Annotated in this window: 13 protein-coding genes; all 13 read right to left on the bottom strand. The window is 62.1% G+C overall.

From position 1 onward, the window contains the following. Window positions 1–3942, bottom strand: coding sequence for a type I polyketide synthase (locus tag HY30_RS16760; protein ID WP_051615611.1), 3942 nt, complete (start codon window positions 3940–3942; stop codon window positions 1–3). A gap of 9 nt (window positions 3943–3951) precedes the next feature. Then, window positions 3952–5505, bottom strand: a complete 1554-nt coding sequence (locus HY30_RS16755; RefSeq protein WP_034743546.1) for a PfaD family polyunsaturated fatty acid/polyketide biosynthesis protein — start codon at window positions 5503–5505, stop codon at window positions 3952–3954. A gap of 218 nt (window positions 5506–5723) precedes the next feature. Beyond that, window positions 5724–7631 (bottom strand): ABC-F family ATP-binding cassette domain-containing protein, encoded by a 1908-nt coding sequence (locus tag HY30_RS16750; RefSeq protein ID WP_034743847.1) that lies wholly within the window; start codon window positions 7629–7631, stop codon window positions 5724–5726. A 71-nt stretch (window positions 7632–7702) separates the two neighbouring features. Then, on the bottom strand, window positions 7703–10858 hold the full coding sequence (locus HY30_RS16745) for an efflux RND transporter permease subunit (RefSeq protein ID WP_034743543.1): 3156 nt from the start codon (window positions 10856–10858) through the stop codon (window positions 7703–7705). Window positions 10859–10872: 14 nt separating this feature from the next. Further along, window positions 10873–12138: an efflux RND transporter periplasmic adaptor subunit gene (locus HY30_RS16740; protein ID WP_081812329.1), complete on the bottom strand. Its 1266-nt coding sequence runs from the start codon at window positions 12136–12138 to the stop codon at window positions 10873–10875. A gap of 238 nt (window positions 12139–12376) precedes the next feature. Next, window positions 12377–12835: a hypothetical protein gene (locus tag HY30_RS16735; protein WP_155839394.1), complete on the bottom strand. Its 459-nt coding sequence runs from the start codon at window positions 12833–12835 to the stop codon at window positions 12377–12379. Window positions 12836–12867: 32 nt separating this feature from the next. Then, entirely contained in the window at window positions 12868–13620 is a 753-nt protein-coding gene (gspN, locus tag HY30_RS16730) for a type II secretion system protein N (protein WP_034743537.1), read from the bottom strand. Next, window positions 13617–14093 carry a type II secretion system protein GspM gene (gspM, locus tag HY30_RS16725; protein ID WP_034743534.1) on the bottom strand — a complete coding sequence of 159 codons (477 nt, stop codon included), beginning with the start codon at window positions 14091–14093 and terminating at the stop codon, window positions 13617–13619. Before gspM ends, gspN begins: the two co-directional genes overlap by 4 nt. After that, window positions 14090–15244, bottom strand: coding sequence for a type II secretion system protein GspL (gene gspL, locus HY30_RS16720; RefSeq protein WP_034743531.1), 1155 nt, complete (start codon window positions 15242–15244; stop codon window positions 14090–14092). Before gspL ends, gspM begins: the two co-directional genes overlap by 4 nt. After that, the gene (gspK, locus tag HY30_RS16715; RefSeq protein WP_034743528.1) at window positions 15244–16209 is read right to left on the bottom strand and encodes a type II secretion system minor pseudopilin GspK; all 966 of its coding nucleotides are present in this window, start codon (window positions 16207–16209) and stop codon (window positions 15244–15246) included. Before gspK ends, gspL begins: the two co-directional genes overlap by 1 nt. Continuing rightward, window positions 16206–16811, bottom strand: a complete 606-nt coding sequence (gene gspJ / locus HY30_RS19515; RefSeq protein WP_051615608.1) for a type II secretion system minor pseudopilin GspJ — start codon at window positions 16809–16811, stop codon at window positions 16206–16208. The genes gspK and gspJ overlap by 4 nt, the downstream gene beginning before the upstream one ends. Then, a complete protein-coding gene (gene gspI / locus HY30_RS16705) occupies window positions 16808–17179 on the bottom strand; it encodes a type II secretion system minor pseudopilin GspI (protein WP_034743525.1) in 372 nt (123 codons plus the stop codon). Before gspI ends, gspJ begins: the two co-directional genes overlap by 4 nt. After that, complete coding sequence (locus HY30_RS16700; RefSeq protein WP_034743523.1) at window positions 17172–17678, bottom strand: prepilin-type N-terminal cleavage/methylation domain-containing protein; 507 nt, start codon at window positions 17676–17678, stop codon at window positions 17172–17174. Before HY30_RS16700 ends, gspI begins: the two co-directional genes overlap by 8 nt. Window positions 17679–17681: the final 3 nt, after the last annotated feature.

Genomic DNA, 17681 nt, shown 5'->3' with positions numbered 1-17681 from the left:
CTAGCTGAAAAAATCGGCGATTTTCCGGATCGTGCGGAGTTCGGCGATGGCTTCGGGATCGACTTCCGGGAGTGAGGGGTGCTGGTCGCGCAGGGCGGAGAGGATTTCGACCTGCTTGATGGAGTCGACGCCGAGTTCGCCTTCGAGGTCCATGTCGTCTTCGAGCATGGAGGACGGGTAGCCCGTCTTGTCGGCGACGAGGGCGCGGATGACGTCTGGCGTGATGCCGTTACCGTTGGAGGCCGGTGCTGAGGCCTCGGCGGGCGGCGCGACGGGCGCAGGTGCAGCGGCGACGGGTGCAGGCGCCGGTGGCGCGGCTGCCGGGGCGGACCCGCCAATCATGGTGGCGATGGCGTTGATCGTGCGCAGTTCGACGAGCTGCTCGGGATCGATTTCCGGCAGGTGCGGCATGCGCTCGCGCAGCGTGGAGAGGATTTCGACCTGCTTGATGGAGTCGACGCCGAGTTCGCCTTCGAGATCCATGTCCGCGTCGAGCATGTCGACCGGGTAGCCTGTCTTTTCCGAGACGATGGACTGGACCAGAGCGACTGGGCTTTGGCCCGATGGGGCCTGAGCCGCAGGAGCAGGCGCGGGGGCGACAGGCGCCGGTGCGGCTGGCTGAGGGGCAGGTTGTGGTGCCGGTGCTGCGGCGCCATTCGTGTAAGGTTTGGGCGCAGGCGAAGGCGCGGGTGCCGGAGCCGGTGCGGCTGGTTGAGGTGCTGGGGCCGCTTGTTGCGGCGCTGGTTGTGGGGCGGGCGCCGGTGGGGCGAGGCGCTGGACAGGTGCCGGGCTTGGCTGCTGCGAAACTGGCTGGCCGCTGAGCAGGGAAGCGGCCGCATTGAGAAAGGCTGTGTGGCTGGCAGCCATGGTGGCGAGATATTCGGAATGAACCTGGGACACGTCGCTCCAGATGCGTTCTGCAGAAGAGGAGGCCGGCGCAGGGGCGGAATAGGTCTGGGGCGTGTCGGTCATAGGAGAAGTCCTGGGAGTCTGAGCGGGTGAGGCGGTGATTGGGGCAGGCGCCGGCTGGGGTGTGGGCGCTGGTGTTGAAATGGCGGCTGTGTCGGTGGATCGGGCCGGGGCCTGTGCTGCATTCGGAGCGGCCCGGCCTTCTGCGCCATTCTTGGGCGGGTAAGGTTTGTCGTAATTGGCGCCGTTTATGTAGACGGCATGCTTCGATGGCGGCGGCGCAGGCACTGGCGGCGGCGTGTCTGCGAAGAGCGCGGCGAGATCGAGCGACTGGCCGGCGACGCTGAGTTCGCCGACTGCCGAGAGGAACTGGCTGAGACCGTTGGCCCGCTTGTTGTCGAGCGAGACCGCGCGGAAGGGCCGGTCGCCGAGGACATCGCGGACAAGGCCTGTGACGATATTACCGGGGCCGACTTCGATAAAGAGACGGGCGCCTGCTTCGTACATGGCCTCGACCTGATCACGGAAACGGACCGGCGTGGCGATCTGGCCTGCGATCACGTCCGGCAGGTCTGCGGCTTTGACATTGTAGGGCGAGGCGGTCGCATTGGCGTAGACCGGGAGTTTCGGCTTGCGCGGGCGCAGGCCTGTCAGTTCAGCCGCGAATGGCTCGACGGCGGCATGGACTATGGACGAGTGGAAGGCGGTCGCGACCGGCAGGCGGCGGGCTTTCAGGCCCTTCTCGATGCAGAGCGCTTCGGCCGCCTTGATGGCGTCGATGGGGCCGGAGAGCACAACCTGGCTCGGGCCATTGTCATTGGCGAGGACGACATTGGGGACCTTGGCAACGATGGGCGCGATGGTTTCGGAATCGGTCTGCACAGCCATCATGGCGCCGGGCGTGGACTTTGCGGCTTCGGCCATAAGTCGACCGCGTGCGGCGGCGACGCTAAGAACACTTTCGGCGTCGAAGCTGCGGGCGACGTGGAGGGCCATCATCTCGCCAAAGCTGTGGCCACCGGCCATGTCAGGATCGATGCCGAGGCGTTCGAGCAGGGCAAGCTGGGCCAGCGCGACAGTAGCGATGGCCGGCTGGGCGTGTTGCATCTCGGTGAGACGCTGGGTATGCTCGCCGAATTCGACCTGGTCGAAAGCGGCCGACGGGAAGGCGAGGCGGTGGAGCTTGAGCGGACCAGTCGTGGCGTGCCCCGCTGCCATGTCCCAGGCCGCGCGGGCTGCCGGGAAGGCCATGGCAAGGTCCGAGCCCATGCCGACATATTGGCTGCCCTGACCGGAGAAGAGGAAGGCGATTTTGCCATTCTCGGGTGGTACGGTGGAGGCGTGGATACCGGCGCCAAGCGGGGCTGTCCCAAGCGTGCCCGATTCGATCTGTCCAATCAGGCGAGAGGCCTTGGCGGCGAGGTCTTTCTGGTCGTCTGCGACGATAGCGGCACGGACGCGGGCGTCGGATTCAAAGGTCTCATGCGTCGAAGTGGCGAGCGCTGCGAAACCGTCTTCTGCTGTTTCGGTGTGGATGAGCGTTTCAAGTTGTTCGACGAGACCATCGGGGGTGCTGACAGAGAGAAGGAAGAGTTCGGAGGGGAAGACGCGCGGCGGCTGGAGGGCCGTAGGGCCGGTATATTCTTCAAGCGTTGCGTGAAAGTTGCTGCCGCCGAATCCGAACGAGCTGACCGCGGCCCGGCGTGGGCGGCCGGACGGCGAAATCCACGGGCGCGCTTCGCTGTTGAGATAGAAGCTCTTGCTGTCCTTGAGGACGTCAGCCGGTTCGGCGATTTTGATCGTCGGCGGAAGGGTCTTGCGGCTCAGGGCGTGAACCACCTTGATCAGGCTGGCGGCGCCTGCCGCGCCCTTGGCGTGACCGATCTGGGACTTGACGGAGCCGATGGCGCACCACGGCGTGCCGTCGCCCTTGCCGTTGAAGACAAGATGGAGGCCCGCCAGCTCGGCCTTGTCGCCTGCCTTTGTGCCGGTGCCGTGGGCCTCGACGAGATCGACCGATTCCGGACCGTAGCCGGCCTGGACATAGGCGCGTTCGATGGCGCGGGCCTGACCGGAGGGCAGAGGTGTGTAGATGGCCGTGCCCTTGCCGTCGGATCCGCCGCCCATGCCGCGAATGACGGCATGGATGCGGTTGCCGTCGCGCTCGGCATCCGACAGGCGACGCAGGGCGATGATGCCGACGCCTTCGCTGAGCATGGTGCCATCTGCGTCCGCCGAGAAGGGGCGGCAATCGCCTGTGGCCGAAAGCGCCGGTGTTTTCGAGAAACACATGTACATGAGGATGTCGTTGAGCGCGTCGGCGCCCCCTGCAAGGACGGTGTCGGAGTCGCCCGCGCGAAGTTCCTGTACGGCAATGTTCAGGGCCGAGAGGCTGGAGGCACAGGCGGCGTCGGTGACGAAGTTGGCGCCGCCGAGATCGAGCCGGTTGGCGATGCGTCCGGCGACGACGTTGCCGAGGAGACCGGGGAAGGTGCTTTCCTTCCACTCGATATAATGCGCTTCGATCCGCTTGACGATTTCCTGCACTTCGGGCTCGCCGATTCCGGACTGGCGCAGCGCATTGACCCAGACCGGACGCTGAAGCCGGCCCGCCATGTGGGCGGTGAGTTCGGTGGCCGAGGCGACGCCCAGCATGACGCTGGTACGTGTAAGGTCTATTTCGCAGCCATTGGTGCTCTGGATGTCGTCGAGCGCGTTCTTCGCAGCGACGAGCGCAAGAAGCTGGGCGCTGTCGGTATGTTGCAGGGCGTTTGGCGGGATGCCAAAGGCCATGGGATCGAATGGCAGCGGTGCGATGAAGCCGCCGCGCCGTCCATAGGTGCGATCCGGCGTGAGCGGGTTGGCATCATAATAGTCTTCGATCAGCCAGTGGCTGGGAGGTGTTTCGGTCAGCAGGTCGCGGCCCTGGAATATGTCGCGCCAGAAACCGGTATTGCCGCCCCTGCCCGGAAAGATGGAGCCTACGCCTATAACAGCGATGGGTTCGGGGGACGTGCGGGTCTCAGTGCTCATGGATTTGTCTCATTGGGCGTCTGCAAACTGGCGGGGCGCGTAATTGAAGTCTGTTGGGGCGACTGGCAGGCCGAGGGCGCGCAGTTGACCGGCGCGCGTTATGTGGGCGGCGCCTTCGAGCAGGTTCCAGGCGATCTGCTTGACTGTGCGGTTTTCGACCGGCTCGAGGAAGCTGCCGGCAACCCATTCATTGAAGACGCCCATCGCGGGGCCGCACCAGACCTGATAGTCCATCTCGCGGCCGGGCGTACCCTCGCGGGCCCATTGGGCGCCCATGAAGAGGTAGCGACGGGCGACAAGGGCGAAACGCTTGTTGCCGTCCGTTTCGGCGCGTTTGGCTTCGGCGGGATTGGCCTGCGTGATATAGGCGTGGGTGCGGGCCCAGGCGGCATCGAACGGTTCGCCGAGGACGTCGTCGATCCAGTCACGGTCCTTTTGCGGAAGGGTCTCGTAGCTGGCGCCGGAACGGTAGATGGCGTGCAGGCGCTTGCCGCGCATCGCGAAGAGCGTGCCGCGCTTCAGCACCTGGACTTCAACGCCTTGCTCGAACATGTCGGCTGCGGGTGCCATGGTGACATCGGCTGGGCCAGCCTTGGCGAGCAGGCGGCGGCCAGCTTCTGAAAGGCCGGATTCGACGGCGGACTGGTTCACGGAACCGGTGAGGACGTAGGCGGCGCCCATCTGGAAGGCTGCGGCGACGGCCATGGGCGTCGAGATGCCGCCGGCGAGACCGATGCGGATCGCGTTGGCGTCAACGCCGGTGCGGGCGGCCACGCGGTCGCGGGCAAGGACGAGGGAGGGGAAGAGCGTGCTGGCGGGGCGATTGTCGGTGTGGCCGCCGGAGTCGGATTCGGCGGTGATCTCAGCAGCGACGGGCACCTGCGAGGCCAGGTCGGCCTGCTCTTCGGTGATTGCACCTTTGGCAACAAGCTCCTGCAACAGCTTGGCGGGCGCGGGTGACATGAAAGGCTCTGCCACTTCGGCGCGGGAGACCTTGGCGAAGACGTGATTTGACCGGTGAATCGTGCCGTCCGACGCTCGTGAGAGACCGGCGGTGGAGTAGCGAACTAGTTCTACCGAAAGTTTCATGAAAGCGGACGCTGAGACGCGCCGGACGCCCTGGTTCAGGAAAAGGTCGACGACCCGCGCCTCGTAACCGGGTTGCTGTGGGGAGTGGATTAGATTGGCGCCCCAGGCAGTTTGATCTGGCGTTAATTGGGATTTGATCTCTACAAGGCCAGTCTCGATGACATCCGGGGACAGGCCTGCGCTTCCATAGAATCCGACGCATCCGGCTTTTACCGCTTGGACGACCATTCGTGTCGTCGCAATGCCACGGGCCATTTCCCCTACTACGTAGTTGAATCTACAGCCGTGCGTGTGAGCGAAGAGCCGGTCGCCAAGCCATTCGGGATAGATCGGGGGCAGAATAACCGGCTTTGCTGGGATGGTGGCGCTATCTTCTGGATCGACAATTGCGAGACCATCAAGCGGCGTATGCGAGAGAGACACCTGCTCCCGCGGGAAGGCGATGGCCCTTTTCAGGTTCTCTGAAACACCCATGTCTGTCCCTTGCGAGCCTGTCTGCCGAATGGACAACAAGCTCTCCCGATCCGCAAATTCTTTGCGGCCTTTTCAATTTCTAACTGCGCAATTTATCCCGACTTGTACAGGGGTAGTATTGCGACAGTCCCTTAGAACGGGTTGTCTTGCCCAGACAAATTTCACTTAACTTGGTTAATAGCACAAATAGGTCGCGGCAGGCGGACGCACAGCAGTGATCAGGCGTTAAGGGCCGTTTCATAATCCTCGATCGCCTGAAGCCAGTCGATCTCGGTGGATTCGGCTTCGGCCGCGAGATCAGCGCGCTGACGGAGCAGGTCCTGGATCTTTTCCGAGCTATGTCCGGGGCGTGACAGATCCGTATCGATGGCGCCGATTTTGGCATTGATCTTTTCGAGCCGCTTCTCGGCGTCGTCAGCTTTCCGCTTCAGGCCGGAGGCCGCTTTGCGGGACTCGGAAGATTTCTGTCGCTGGTCGGCCTTGTTCAGCTTCGGGGCTGGTTCAGCTGGCTCGGACTTTGTTTTTTTTTGACTATTGTCGGATTTGTTGCGGTCGGCCTGAAGAACGAGGGCGCGATAATCCTGAAGGTCGCCATCATAGACGTCGGCTTTACCGTCCTTAACCAGCCAGAGCTGGTCGGCGGTGCCCTCAGCGAGGAAGATATCGTGGGTAATGAGCAGGACGGCGCCCTTGAAGTCATTCAGCGCGTAGATCAGCGCTTCGCGGCTGTCGATGTCGAGGTGGGAAGTCGGCTCGTCGAGGATCAGGATGTGGGGCTTCTCCATGGCCATGAGGCCGAGGAGGAGGCGAACCTTCTCGCCGCCTGAGAGCTTTTCAACCTTGGTCTCCACTTTTTCATGGCTGAAACCCATTTGGGACGCCGTCGAGCGCTGTTTGGCGATCGGCGTTTCCTTGGGCATGGCGTGGCGGACGTGGTCGAGGACCGTTTCGCCGGGGGTCAGTTCGTCCAGCTGGTCCTGAGAAAAATAGCCGATGCGGACCTTGCTGTGGGTGACGCGGGCGCCGTCCATCAAGGGCAGGCGTTCGGCAATGGATTTGACCAGCGTTGTCTTGCCCTGACCATTGGTGCCGACGATGGCGATCCGGTCATCCGGGTCGAGGCGGAGGGTCACGCCGCGCAGGATGCTGGCATCGGTGCCATAGCCCAGCTCCGCGCCGCGCAGTTCCAGTAGCGGCGGGGCCATCTTGTCGCCTGGCTCCGGGAAGTGGAACGGCACAGTGCGTTCCGCCATCGGGATGGAGATGTCCTGCATCTTTTCAAGCATCTTGACGCGTGACTGGGCCTGACGGGCCTTGGAGGCCTTGGCGCGGAACCGGTCGACGAAGGCCTGCAGGTGGGCCTTGTCGACTTCCTGCTTGGCGCGCTGGCTTTCGAGCTGGGCGTATTTGGCCGCGCGCAGGCGGAGCCACGCGTCATAGCCGCCTGGAACGATGGTGAGTTTCTTGTGCTCAAGGGCCATCGTGTGGGTGACGCAGCGGTTCAGCATTTCACGGTCATGCGAGACGATCAGCACGGTGTGCGGATATTTCCTGATATAGCCTTCAAGCCAGGCGGCACCTTCAAGGTCGAGATAGTTGGTCGGCTCGTCTAGCAGGAGCAGGTCAGGTTGAGAGAAGAGGACACCGGCAATGGCGGCGCGCATGCGCCAGCCACCGGAGAATTCGCGGGTGGGGCGATCAAGGTCTGCCTGCGTGAAGCCGAGGCCCATAAGGACTTCAGCCGCGCGTGAATCTGCCGACCATGCGTCGATATCGACGAGGCGCGTGTGGATATCGGCAATCCGCATCGGGTCTTCGGCCGTGTCGGCTTCCTGCATCAGGGCATGGCGCTCGGTATCGGCGGCGAGAACAACTTCCATAATGGTTTCGTCCGTCGGGGCGACTTCCTGCGCGACCCAGCCGAGCTTGGCGCCCTGATTAAGCCGGATCGAGCCGTCATTGGTGGGATGCGTGATCTCTTCGCGGATCAGCTTCAAGAGCGTGGACTTGCCGGTGCCATTGCGGCCCACGAGCCCGACTTTCCAGCCGGATGCAATTTGGGCAGAGGCGCCTTCGAACAGGAGGCGCGCTTCAATACGATAGTCGAGGTTCGAAATGGTCAGCATTTCGTGGGGTTTAGCGATGAGGCCCATGAAGGCAAGGGCCTAAGCTCCGTTCCGGACCTTTGGCCCTGCCTTTATTCCGCTGGGACCGGGGCGATCTCTTCCAGTGCCTTCATATCGAGCTGTGCATCAAAGGAGGGATAGTGCTTGCCCGTGATGAGATGGGCGAAGAAGCGCTTGATATCGGCGCCGATGCCATAGAGGGCCGGGACGAAGAACAGGGTGACGAAAAGGGCAAACAGGACGCCGAACGCGAGGCCGACACCGATCGGGATAAGGAACTGGGCCTGGATCGAGCGTTCCAGCATTAGCGGCAGGAGGCCGACAAAGGTCGTCAGCGAGGTGAGCAGGATCGGACGGAAGCGGCGCGTGCCAGCCTCGACCAGGGCCTGCGCACCGTCCATGCCGCGATCACGCAGCTGGTGGACGTAGTCGATCAAGACAAGGTTGTCGTTCACCGCAACGCCTGCCGCCGCCATGATGCCCATGTAGGACAGGATGCTGAGTGGAAAGCCCATGAGGAGGTGACCGACCATGGCCCCAGTGAAGCAGAACGGAATGGCCGCGAGCAGGATCAGTATAGGTTCGGCATAGGATTTGAAGGCCACGGCGACGAGGAAATAGGCGACGCCTATGGCGATCAGCAGCAGCGTCATTATCTCGGCGAAGAACTCCGCTTCGCCCTGGGCGCGGCCTATGCTGCCCCGTTTCACCAATGGATGCGCCTTATCGAAGCTGTCAAAGAAGCTCTTGTCGAGCTCGGCGCGTATCTCGGGGATCCGTTCGGCGGCCACTTCGGCGCTCACCACGATCGCGCGGCGGCGTTCCCGCCGATTGATCTGCGAGATGCCCTTCTCGAAGCGGATGTCGGCAACAGCATAGAGCGGCAGTTCGCGCCCGTCGGCCGTGCGGATGCGGATGTTATTGAGAAAGTCGAGGGATTCCCGGTCAGAGCGGGGATAGCGCACGAAGACGCGGACATCTTCACCGTCGCGAGGCAGGCGTTGAACTTCCTGCCCATAGAATCCTTGCCGGACCTGACGCGCCACATCTGCGGTTGTTATGCCGAGGGCTTCAGCGCCGGGTTTCAGGTCGAATTGGATTTCGTCGGTGGCACTCTGAACGTCGTTCACAACGTTGTAGACGCCGTCATAGGAGCGAAGCTTGAGCATCAGGTCTTCAGCGGCTGCGTTAAGGGCGTCGAGATCCGTCGAATTCAGCATGTACTGGATCGGGGGATCCGTGTCGGCATTCTTGTAATTGACCGTGATGGTCTCTGCATCCGGCACTTCGCCGATCAGGGCGCGCAGGCGCTCTGCGGTTTCCTTGGCGGTGAGTGAGCGTGTTTCAGGCGGCACCAGCTTGACCAGCGCCAGAACATTATTGTCACGCGAGCGGGTATACCAGTTCTCGATGAGTTTGCCTTCACCATTGGTTGACGCATTGATCTCGTCTTCCAGTGCCTTCTCGCCCGCCTGGATCTGGGCGAGGACTTCGAGTGTGCGGGAATAGGGTGTGCCCTCTGGCAGTTCGACTGTGACGGCGATCTGATCGGATTCTGTCTCGGGAAAGAAGATCGTCTTGACGAGCCCGTTGGTCAGGAGTCCGACCGACAGCACCATCCCGCCGACAAAGATGGCGGCCGTCAGGTAGCGCTGGCGCAGCGCCGCCACCATGACCGGGCGGTAGAGATTGCGGGCGACCCAGACGATGGAATTGGCGATCGTGTCCTGGAAACGCGCGAAACGGGTGTCACGGTTGACGGGCTTCAAATGCGACAGGTGGGCCGGCAGGATAAGCAGCGCCTCGACGAGGGAGAAGGTAAGCGCGAGGATCACGACGAGGGATATGGCGCGGGTGAACTCGCTGGTGCCGCCCGAGAGCATCATCCAGGGCGCAAAGAAGATCATGGTGGTGAAGACCGCAAAGATGACCGGCTTTATGACCATGGTCGTACCGTTGATGGCGGCTGTCAGGCCTTCCTCGCCATCTTCCGTGCGCGAGTGGATGGCTTCGCCGACAATGATTGCGTCGTCGACGATGACACCGATCACGAGCAGGAAGGCGAAAGTGGAGATCATGTTGAACGAGACGTCCATCAGCGGCAGCAGCGCGAGGCCGCCCGCGAAGGCAGTGCCGATGCCAACGGCGACCCAGATAGCGATCTTCGGGCGCAGGAAGAGAAGAAGCGTGACCAGGACGAGGCCAAGGCCCATCAGGAAGTTCGACCCGATCAGGCGGATGCGGCTCATATAGTCGATGGACGAGTCCTGCCAGATCGTCATGGTGATGCCTGGCGGGGTATGTTTGATGGCCTCGTCAAAATAGGCGTGCACATTGTTCGCCATTTTCACGATGTTCATTTTCGGGCCGCTCATGACCTGAACGAGGATTGTGCGCTTGCCGTTGACCGTGGCGAGAAGGTTCACTTCCTCGAAGCCATCGATCACTTTGGCCATGTCCGAGACGCGCACCACCGCGCCATTGGGCATGTGCTTCACGATGATGTTCTCGAAGTCGGCCTGTGTATTGGCCTGTGAACGTGTGCGCAGCTGGACATTCCCGCCGTCGCTGCGGACGTTGCCCGCCGAGATGTTGACGGATGTGCCGCCGACAGCATCGGCCACTTCCGTCAGGCTGACTCCGTAACGGCGCAGGGCCTCTTCGGAGACCTCGATGGAGATTTCTTCATTGCGCACGCCAAAGAGTTCAACGGCAGGGACATGGCCGAGCAGGCCGATCTCGCGCCGCGTGGCCTCCGCAAAGCGTTTCAGATCCTGTTCACTGACGGTGTCGTCGCCAGATACGGCGATGCGCATGAGTTCACTTCGGCTGCGGAAGACCTGCAGCTGTGCGGGTTCGGCTGCTGTGGGGAATGAGCTGATCGAGTCGATCTGCCGTTTCAGTTCCTGGAGGAACTTGCCTTCATCGAGATCCTGATTGCCGATGACGACAAGCGTGGCGATCCCTTCATTTGAATAGGAGCGAAGTTCCTTGATGCCTTCGACCGTGCTGACCGCTTCTTCCATGCGAACAGTGATCTGTTCTTCGATGTCCTGCGGGGACGCCCCACGCCAGACGACGGAAATCTGCGCGCCGGGAAATTCCACATAAGGCTCAAGTTCCCGCTCCATGCGGAGATAGGCAACAATGCCGGCAATGATCAGCGCGATCATGAGAAGGTTTGCGGCGACCTTGTTGTCTGCCCACCAGCGGATAATTTCCGACATGCCCCCGGCTCCTTTTACTCGTTGGTCGCGCTGGCTTCAGCCGCGAAAGCTGTCTCCAGTCGATCAACCGATTTGATCTTCATGCCGTTGGCGGCTGCCCGGACGGGCGATGTCACGACTTTTTCACCCTCTTCGACGCCGCTTGTGAGCACGAGCCGTTCACGGTCTGAAAAAGCCACGTTTACGGGGCGAATTTCGAGTGTCTCGTCGTCCCGCGCTACATAGACCGAGGCTTTGCCGCGCAGGGCGGTGCGCGGGAGCACGATACTATCCTGGAGGGCCCGACCGGCGATGGATGCGTCGACATAGAGGCCTGTGGCGAGCGGCGTGCCATTGTCGGCGCCTTTGCCGTAGGGGTCAGCGACTTCGACATAGGCGAAAAGAACGCGGGTTTCCGGATCGAATCCACTGTCCGTTCGCGTAATGCGGCCAGACCATGTGTGGGGCACGCCGGCGACTATGGCAGAGAGGGTGACGGGTGGACCTTTTAGGCTGGCGGTCTCTGCGAAACCGATGCCCAGCCCGAGATTGGCGAGATCCGTGTCGGTGAGGGCGATGGCGACATCGACGACATCGCTGGCGTAGATATCGCCAAGCTGTGCGCCGGGAGAAACATAGGCGCCGACATTGACAGATCTCTGCCGGACGCGCCCGGAGAATGGCGCAATAATCCGTGTGCGCGTGAGCTGCAGGCGGGCTTCGTCGAGACGCGCTTGGGCTGAGGCGAGCTGCGCTTCGGCCTGGGCGCGTTGTGGGCGGCGGAGCGCGAGGTCGGAGACTTGTGATATGCCGAGCTCGTCAGCGCCCTGGCTTGCGATCTGCCCTTCGGAGATTTCCTGCAGCAGGGCCGTATGGGCCTGCGCAACGGCAGCCTCGGCCTGAACAATTCCAAGCTCATATTCACGCGACTCGAGGCGCACCAAGGTTTCGCCCTGTTTGAATTGTGCACCGGCAAGAAAATTAGGGGACACATAGGCGACACGGCCGGTAATCTCGGCAGCGAGGCTCACTTCGGAGCGTGCCGTGACAGCGCCCTGGCCGTGGACCGTGATCGTGACGGGCTCCGCGCGAGCCGTTGCGGTGAGAACAGGCAATGCCTCAATGATCTCCGCCTTCTCTTCTGGCGCGGGCTTGAGGGCCCCCATGGCGATGAAGCCGCCGACGGAGCCAATCAGCACGAGGACTGGCAGGGCAAGAAAGACAATCCGCTTGATCAGGAGGCCTAACCGGAAGGGCGGTTTTTGGACTGTTTCGGCATAGGTCATCGGCGAAATACTCATCTGGTGTATGGCTGGGGCGCGATGAAATGCACGCGGCCCCAAACCCGGTGATGAGTCTGGATAACATCGAAATTATTGAAAAACAATATCAGGTAGCCGATAAACAACAAAAGTTTTCTGTTTATCGGTTTTATGAGAGCCCTTTTGGGACTCAAGTGCTCGCCAACGGGCAGGCCAGGGTCTTTTTTTATTTTGAGTTTGGGTGCTTTGGCCCGGGGCGCCGCGTAGATCGCTCAGCTCAACGGCTATCCGGCTGGCAGGCCGATAGGCCAAATACGGGGATCATGGTTTCCCAGCCATCCTTGCCGACAAGCGAGAGATGACCTCCCTCAATGCGCTGGCCTCCGTCGAGCTGTTCACCAGGCGTGAAGCTGACGCCGACATTTCCGTTGTCTGACGCGTAAGTCATGCGGGTCATGAACTGGCCAAACAGTTCGCCCTTCGATGACGTGAGACGCAGGGCACGCTGCTCTCCATCAATTTCCATCACGGCCGTGTCCGTACCGGCTTGCGAAAAGAAGATGAAGCGCAGGGGCTCGCCATTGGTCCAGAGGAAGAGCCCGCAGGCGCCGGGTGGGAGCGTTTGCGGCGGCAACTCGCCTGTGCGGCTGACGACATCTGCCGCGCTGATGGCGGGCGCTTCCGGTTTGGGTTTGCTTGCGCAGGCAGCGAGGGCAATGCCTGCCATGAGGATCATGGCCAGATGTTTAGTGCGCGGGCTTTGCATGGTCAGTTCTTCCCGGTCAGAGCAGCTTCGCGGCTCAGGGTGTACCCGTTCCCGGCATTTGTGAAGCCGAGTGTCGCAAGGGCTGCGGTCGCCTGCGGATCGAGTTTTTCGACATGGACTTCCATGCCCGTGCGGCCATCGGGCAGGGTTGAGAGCGTCACCTGGAAACGTTCACCGTTCGGGCCGTCGCCTGAAAGTGGCAGCCTGAGCGTGCCGTCCGTGCAGACCGGGGAACCCGTGAGAATGGGCCAGTCGCGGCCATACTGGACGCCGAGGCGGCGCACGAGATCCAGCTGAGCCGCGCCGCTCGCGCGGCTACAATGGCCAGCATGATCCAAGCGGATGGCGCCATTGGACAGTTTCAGCGTGCCTCCGATGCGGCGCAGTTCGTCATGAATGCCATCGAGCCGGCTGATATCCACTTCCGCGCCGAGATTGGAAAGGTTGACCGACGATGGCGAGACCGCAACCCGCACACGTGCCCGACCGGTCGGTGCGCCCCAGTTGATGTCTGAGGCGATTGAGCCGGTGAAGAGCGAAAGGGGGGAGGATCGGATGTCCAGAGCGCCTGCGGGTGTTCCGCGATAGACGAGGCCGGTGACCTGACCATGCCAGATGGTGCCGCGCGCCTGCTGCCAGCCTATGCCCTGTTCAATCAGGCCTGCATTGCGCATGGCGGATGAAAGCGGAATGCCGGAAATCAGGCCGACAACGAGTGCGGCAAGAAATACAAGGATGAGGGCTATGCGCTTCATCCTTGCTTCCCTCCAAATTCAAAGCTTGAGCGGACGAGGCCTGCGCCCGTGTCGTTCATTGTCGCGCGGCTAGCTTCAAGCGAGGCCGTGTTGCGCAGGTCGAACAGCCAGGCAAAGATGTTCTCTGCATTGGTGTCGTCGATCTGGACGGTAATCACGCCATCAGCGCTGACCTGGATGCGCGCAATGGCCAGTCCGCGCCGGGTTGCGGCTTCCAGAATGGCGCGGCGGCTTGTGTCTGCATCGGGAGCCGTACCCGCCTGCGCGCCATTGGCTGCAGATGGCGACAGGCCGCGCGATGTCATGACGTCCAGCGTGCGGGAGGCCTGATCTGCTCTGAGCGCTGCGGCAGACCGGCCTGCAAAGAGGGGAACAATGATGAATTGCAACAGGATGATCAGCGCGAGCAATATGGCGGCCGCGCTGACAAGGCCTCGTTCGCGCAGGGTGCGCTTGTCCCACCATTCGATCATTGGGCCGCCTCCAGTGTCAGGTCACCGATGACCCGGTCGTCCTGCTGGCGGGAGTCGCCGAGGGAAACGCCCAGGCCCTTGGCTTCGAGCGTATTCTTCAAATCCGCGTCGCTGCCATAGCTGGGATAGACCATGTTGGCGAGCAGGCGGCCGGTCTGTTGGTCATAGCGCAGGCCCTCAATCGATATGCCGCTCTCGGCGGGGATCGCTTCGTAGAGGAGTGCGGTGGCATCCAGGAACGCCAGCCGATTTGCGGCAGGTGCGCCTTCCTGGCTGCGCAAGGCGGCGTCAAGAGTGCTCGGCACAGGTGTGCCTGGATAGGCTGCGGCGTAAATCCCGCGGGCATTCTGTTCGAGCACTGTGGACAGACGCGATAGGGACCAGGTCTCCAGCCCGACCACCGCGAGGAAAGCGACCGCGGCAGCAGCGCCCAGGATGAGTGTCGAACGCCATGCGCCCAGACGGATATCGGCTTGTTTGCGGCTGATGAAAGGCCCCTGGCGAAGATCGGTCAGGACACCGGCCGTCTCCGCCCATTGCGCAAGCTGCAAGAGAAGGGGGAGCGACGAGGCGCTGTTCGCGGACATACCGAGCCGCTGGGCAAGTGCAGCGCTGGTTATGCTCAGTGGGGTCTTTGAGGCATTGGCGAGTGCTTTGAGGGCATCGTCCGGCAGCGCTGCATCCACTGCAAATCGCTTTTCGCCAGTGGACATCAGGATATGGCTGCCGGCATCAATCGCCGTGGGGCCTGCTGGCAGGACGGACACGTCAGCCACCAGTTTCGCCGTCTTCAAGCCCATGGCATTCAGGCGTCCGACCCAATCTTCCATAAGTGCCGGGTCAACGACCTGGACAGGTCGTAATCCGCTGCCGAGCACCGTGCCAATGGCGACGTGCGCTTCTTCAACAGGCACGGCGATATCATCTTCAAGCGCGAAAGCGGCTGAACGGCGGATTTCAGCGGCGCCCTGTGCCGGAATGCGGACTTCGAAATATCCGACGTCCGTACCTGGGACGAATACGACGATGTCATCACCGGATGAGACATTTGCCTCAGCAGCGGACATGAGGTGGAGACCCTTGTCGCTGGCGAGCGCAAATTCGGATGGTTCACCGGAAGGCGGCATAAGTGTGTAAAGGCGCCGGGCCATCAGAAGTCTCCCGTCGTGCGCTGGACAAGGCTGGCCTGGCCGCCTTTGTCCATTGCGTAGACAAGCTGGAGGGTTTCCTGTGTTGAGCCAGACACGATGCGGGCTGTCAAACGCAGGTTGCTGGGTTTCAGCGCGAGCATGGAATCGTCGCGTGCGGCCACGGCGATGGTTTCGATGTGCTCATTTTGCAGGAACGTGTCCAGCGTATGCCACCCACCAAGTGGTTTGGCACGGATGACCGACTGGGCTTTCTCCCGGGTCAGTTCACCGGAATAGAGTGCGACCAGGAGTGGGGCATCTTCATCTGTCAGTGTCTCTATGTTGAGGGCGGCCTGGAAACGGTCAGGCCTGACGCAGACAAGCGGCTCGATCATGGCGATGATTTCCGGGGTAAAGCCCTTTATCGCGCGGAGTTCCGTCAGGTTTGCAAGCGGCGCATTTGCGGGGCGATAGGGTGTTTCGAGGCTGCCGTAATAGCTTGCCTCGGCCCCATAGGCGCGGGGCGAGGAATCGCTGTCCATCCAGTCAGCCAGGCTTTCGGCCAGTGCCTGAGCATCAGATCGGAAGACCTCCATCGCTTCGAGCAGATGCTGGAACTTGATGTGGTTTACGTCATTCGCTTCGCCCGTGATTGTGTTCAGGTTGAAGCAATTGGATGCGTCGGAAAGGGTCGCCTGGATCACGCCGCGATCAAAAGGGAGTGTCATGCTTTGGCCGGTCTCAAGCGCTTCCCGGATGGCATCGTCGCCCAAGGCCTTGAGCCGGGCCACAGCAAGGACGCCGAGCGCCTCCGTAGACCGCCCGGCCCATATGGCCTGGGACCGTTCGGACGAGACGCGCGCGAGGCTGAGCGAGCGCCCAAGTGCCTCGACAGCGGCCAGGGCGGCGACAGACATGACCATGACAATCATCAGGATCGACAGGAGCGCCGCGCCGCGATCCTTGGGGGAAACAGGCTGTGTCATGACATGGCCCCCAGCATGTAGCTCAGTGTGAGTTCGCCCTGGTCAGCGAATGTCATCTTGAATTCAATGAGGTCAGGATAGTCGCCACTGGTCGTTGCAGGCCAGGCATCGAACCAGGCTCCCTTGCGGCGGTAGCGGATATCGAGCTTGTCGATCCCCTCCATAAGGACGCGTTCAACAACGGGCGTTGTGCTGACAGGGTCGGGCCGGAGCCATGCCTTGCGGACGAGTGCGCCCCTGTCGAAAACATAGGCGACCCGCTGAAGGTCGCTGCGTTCGCTGCCGATCTTTGTGGCTTTCCACCCCGTGCGGACAAAGGTGATCAGCTCGCCGGTCTTGTCGCTTTTCAGGCCCTGGAAGCCGATGGGTGGGTAGAGGTCATCGGGCGCGGATGAAGGGCGGCGGGTAACCTCGTTGAAATCCGAGCGCATAAGACCAAAGGCAGCCTCGAGGGAGCGGACTTCATCCATCCGTGTATTCACGGCGCGGCTGGCCTGCAGAGTCTGCAGCATCAGCAGCGTTCCCGCCGTTGCAAGCGTCGCGGTGACGGCAAGGGCGACGAGCGTTTCGACGAGGGTGAAGCCAGCGTTGGAGCGAGTCATTGGCCAACCCTCAGGCCCTGGAGGTGTGCAAGAACCTGTCCGCTTTCTGGTGCGGATACCGTGACATCAATGAGGAAAAGTCCGCTTTCCTGCGTTGGGGTGACGGTGCGGTTCCAGTCAAAGCTGCGGCCGCGCTGAATGGATTCGCCTTCAATGACTCCGGTGGGCAGCGGCGGGGGCGTGGTCAGCGCGTCGGCCATGCGATTGTTGGCTTCGATTTCGGCGAGGGCGCGCATGTCGACCTGACGGGCACCGATCATGGTTTCGCTGCTGAGGTGGATGAGCCCGATGGCGGAAATCGAAAAAACGCCAAGGGCGGCAAGGACTTCGACGAGGGTGAACCCGGATTGATGATGAGGGTCACGCATTGGGCGCCTCCCATGTCACTTTGCCGTCGGGCGCGATTGTCAGTTCGATTGTCTGGTTGTCGCGCTCAAGGATCAGCGGGTCGGCTTGGGCGGTACCTGTGGTATCGAGGATGACCTCGGGGGGGGCTTCATTGGGACTTCCCGGACCATTCCCGGACCGCTGGGGGGGCGCGCGGGACCTGTCGAAGGCGACATTGCGGGCGAATGAGACCTTCCCGCCGGCTGCCGGCAGCCATGCCTGGTTGCGCCAGGTGACGAGTTGGTAGCCCTGATCGGTCAGCTTCAGTCCCTGCGGCGCGCCGGTGACCAGCGCGAGGTCCATTGCCGAGGTAATGTCGCGCTCGAGGCGGGCTGCGGCCTCCTCAAGAGGATCAGCTGGTGCACGCATGGTCATGGCGACCATGCCGGCGGCAAGCGCCATGATGAACACTGCGACCAGCACTTCGATCAGGCTCATGCCTGCATCGTGTGGAAGGGGGAGGTCGCGGTTCGGGTGCATGGA

This window comes from Hyphomonas chukchiensis, from assembly GCF_000682695.1.
GTDB classification, from domain to species: Bacteria; Pseudomonadota; Alphaproteobacteria; order Caulobacterales; family Hyphomonadaceae; genus Hyphomonas; species Hyphomonas chukchiensis.
This window is presented reverse-complemented; position numbering and strand designations above follow the sequence as displayed.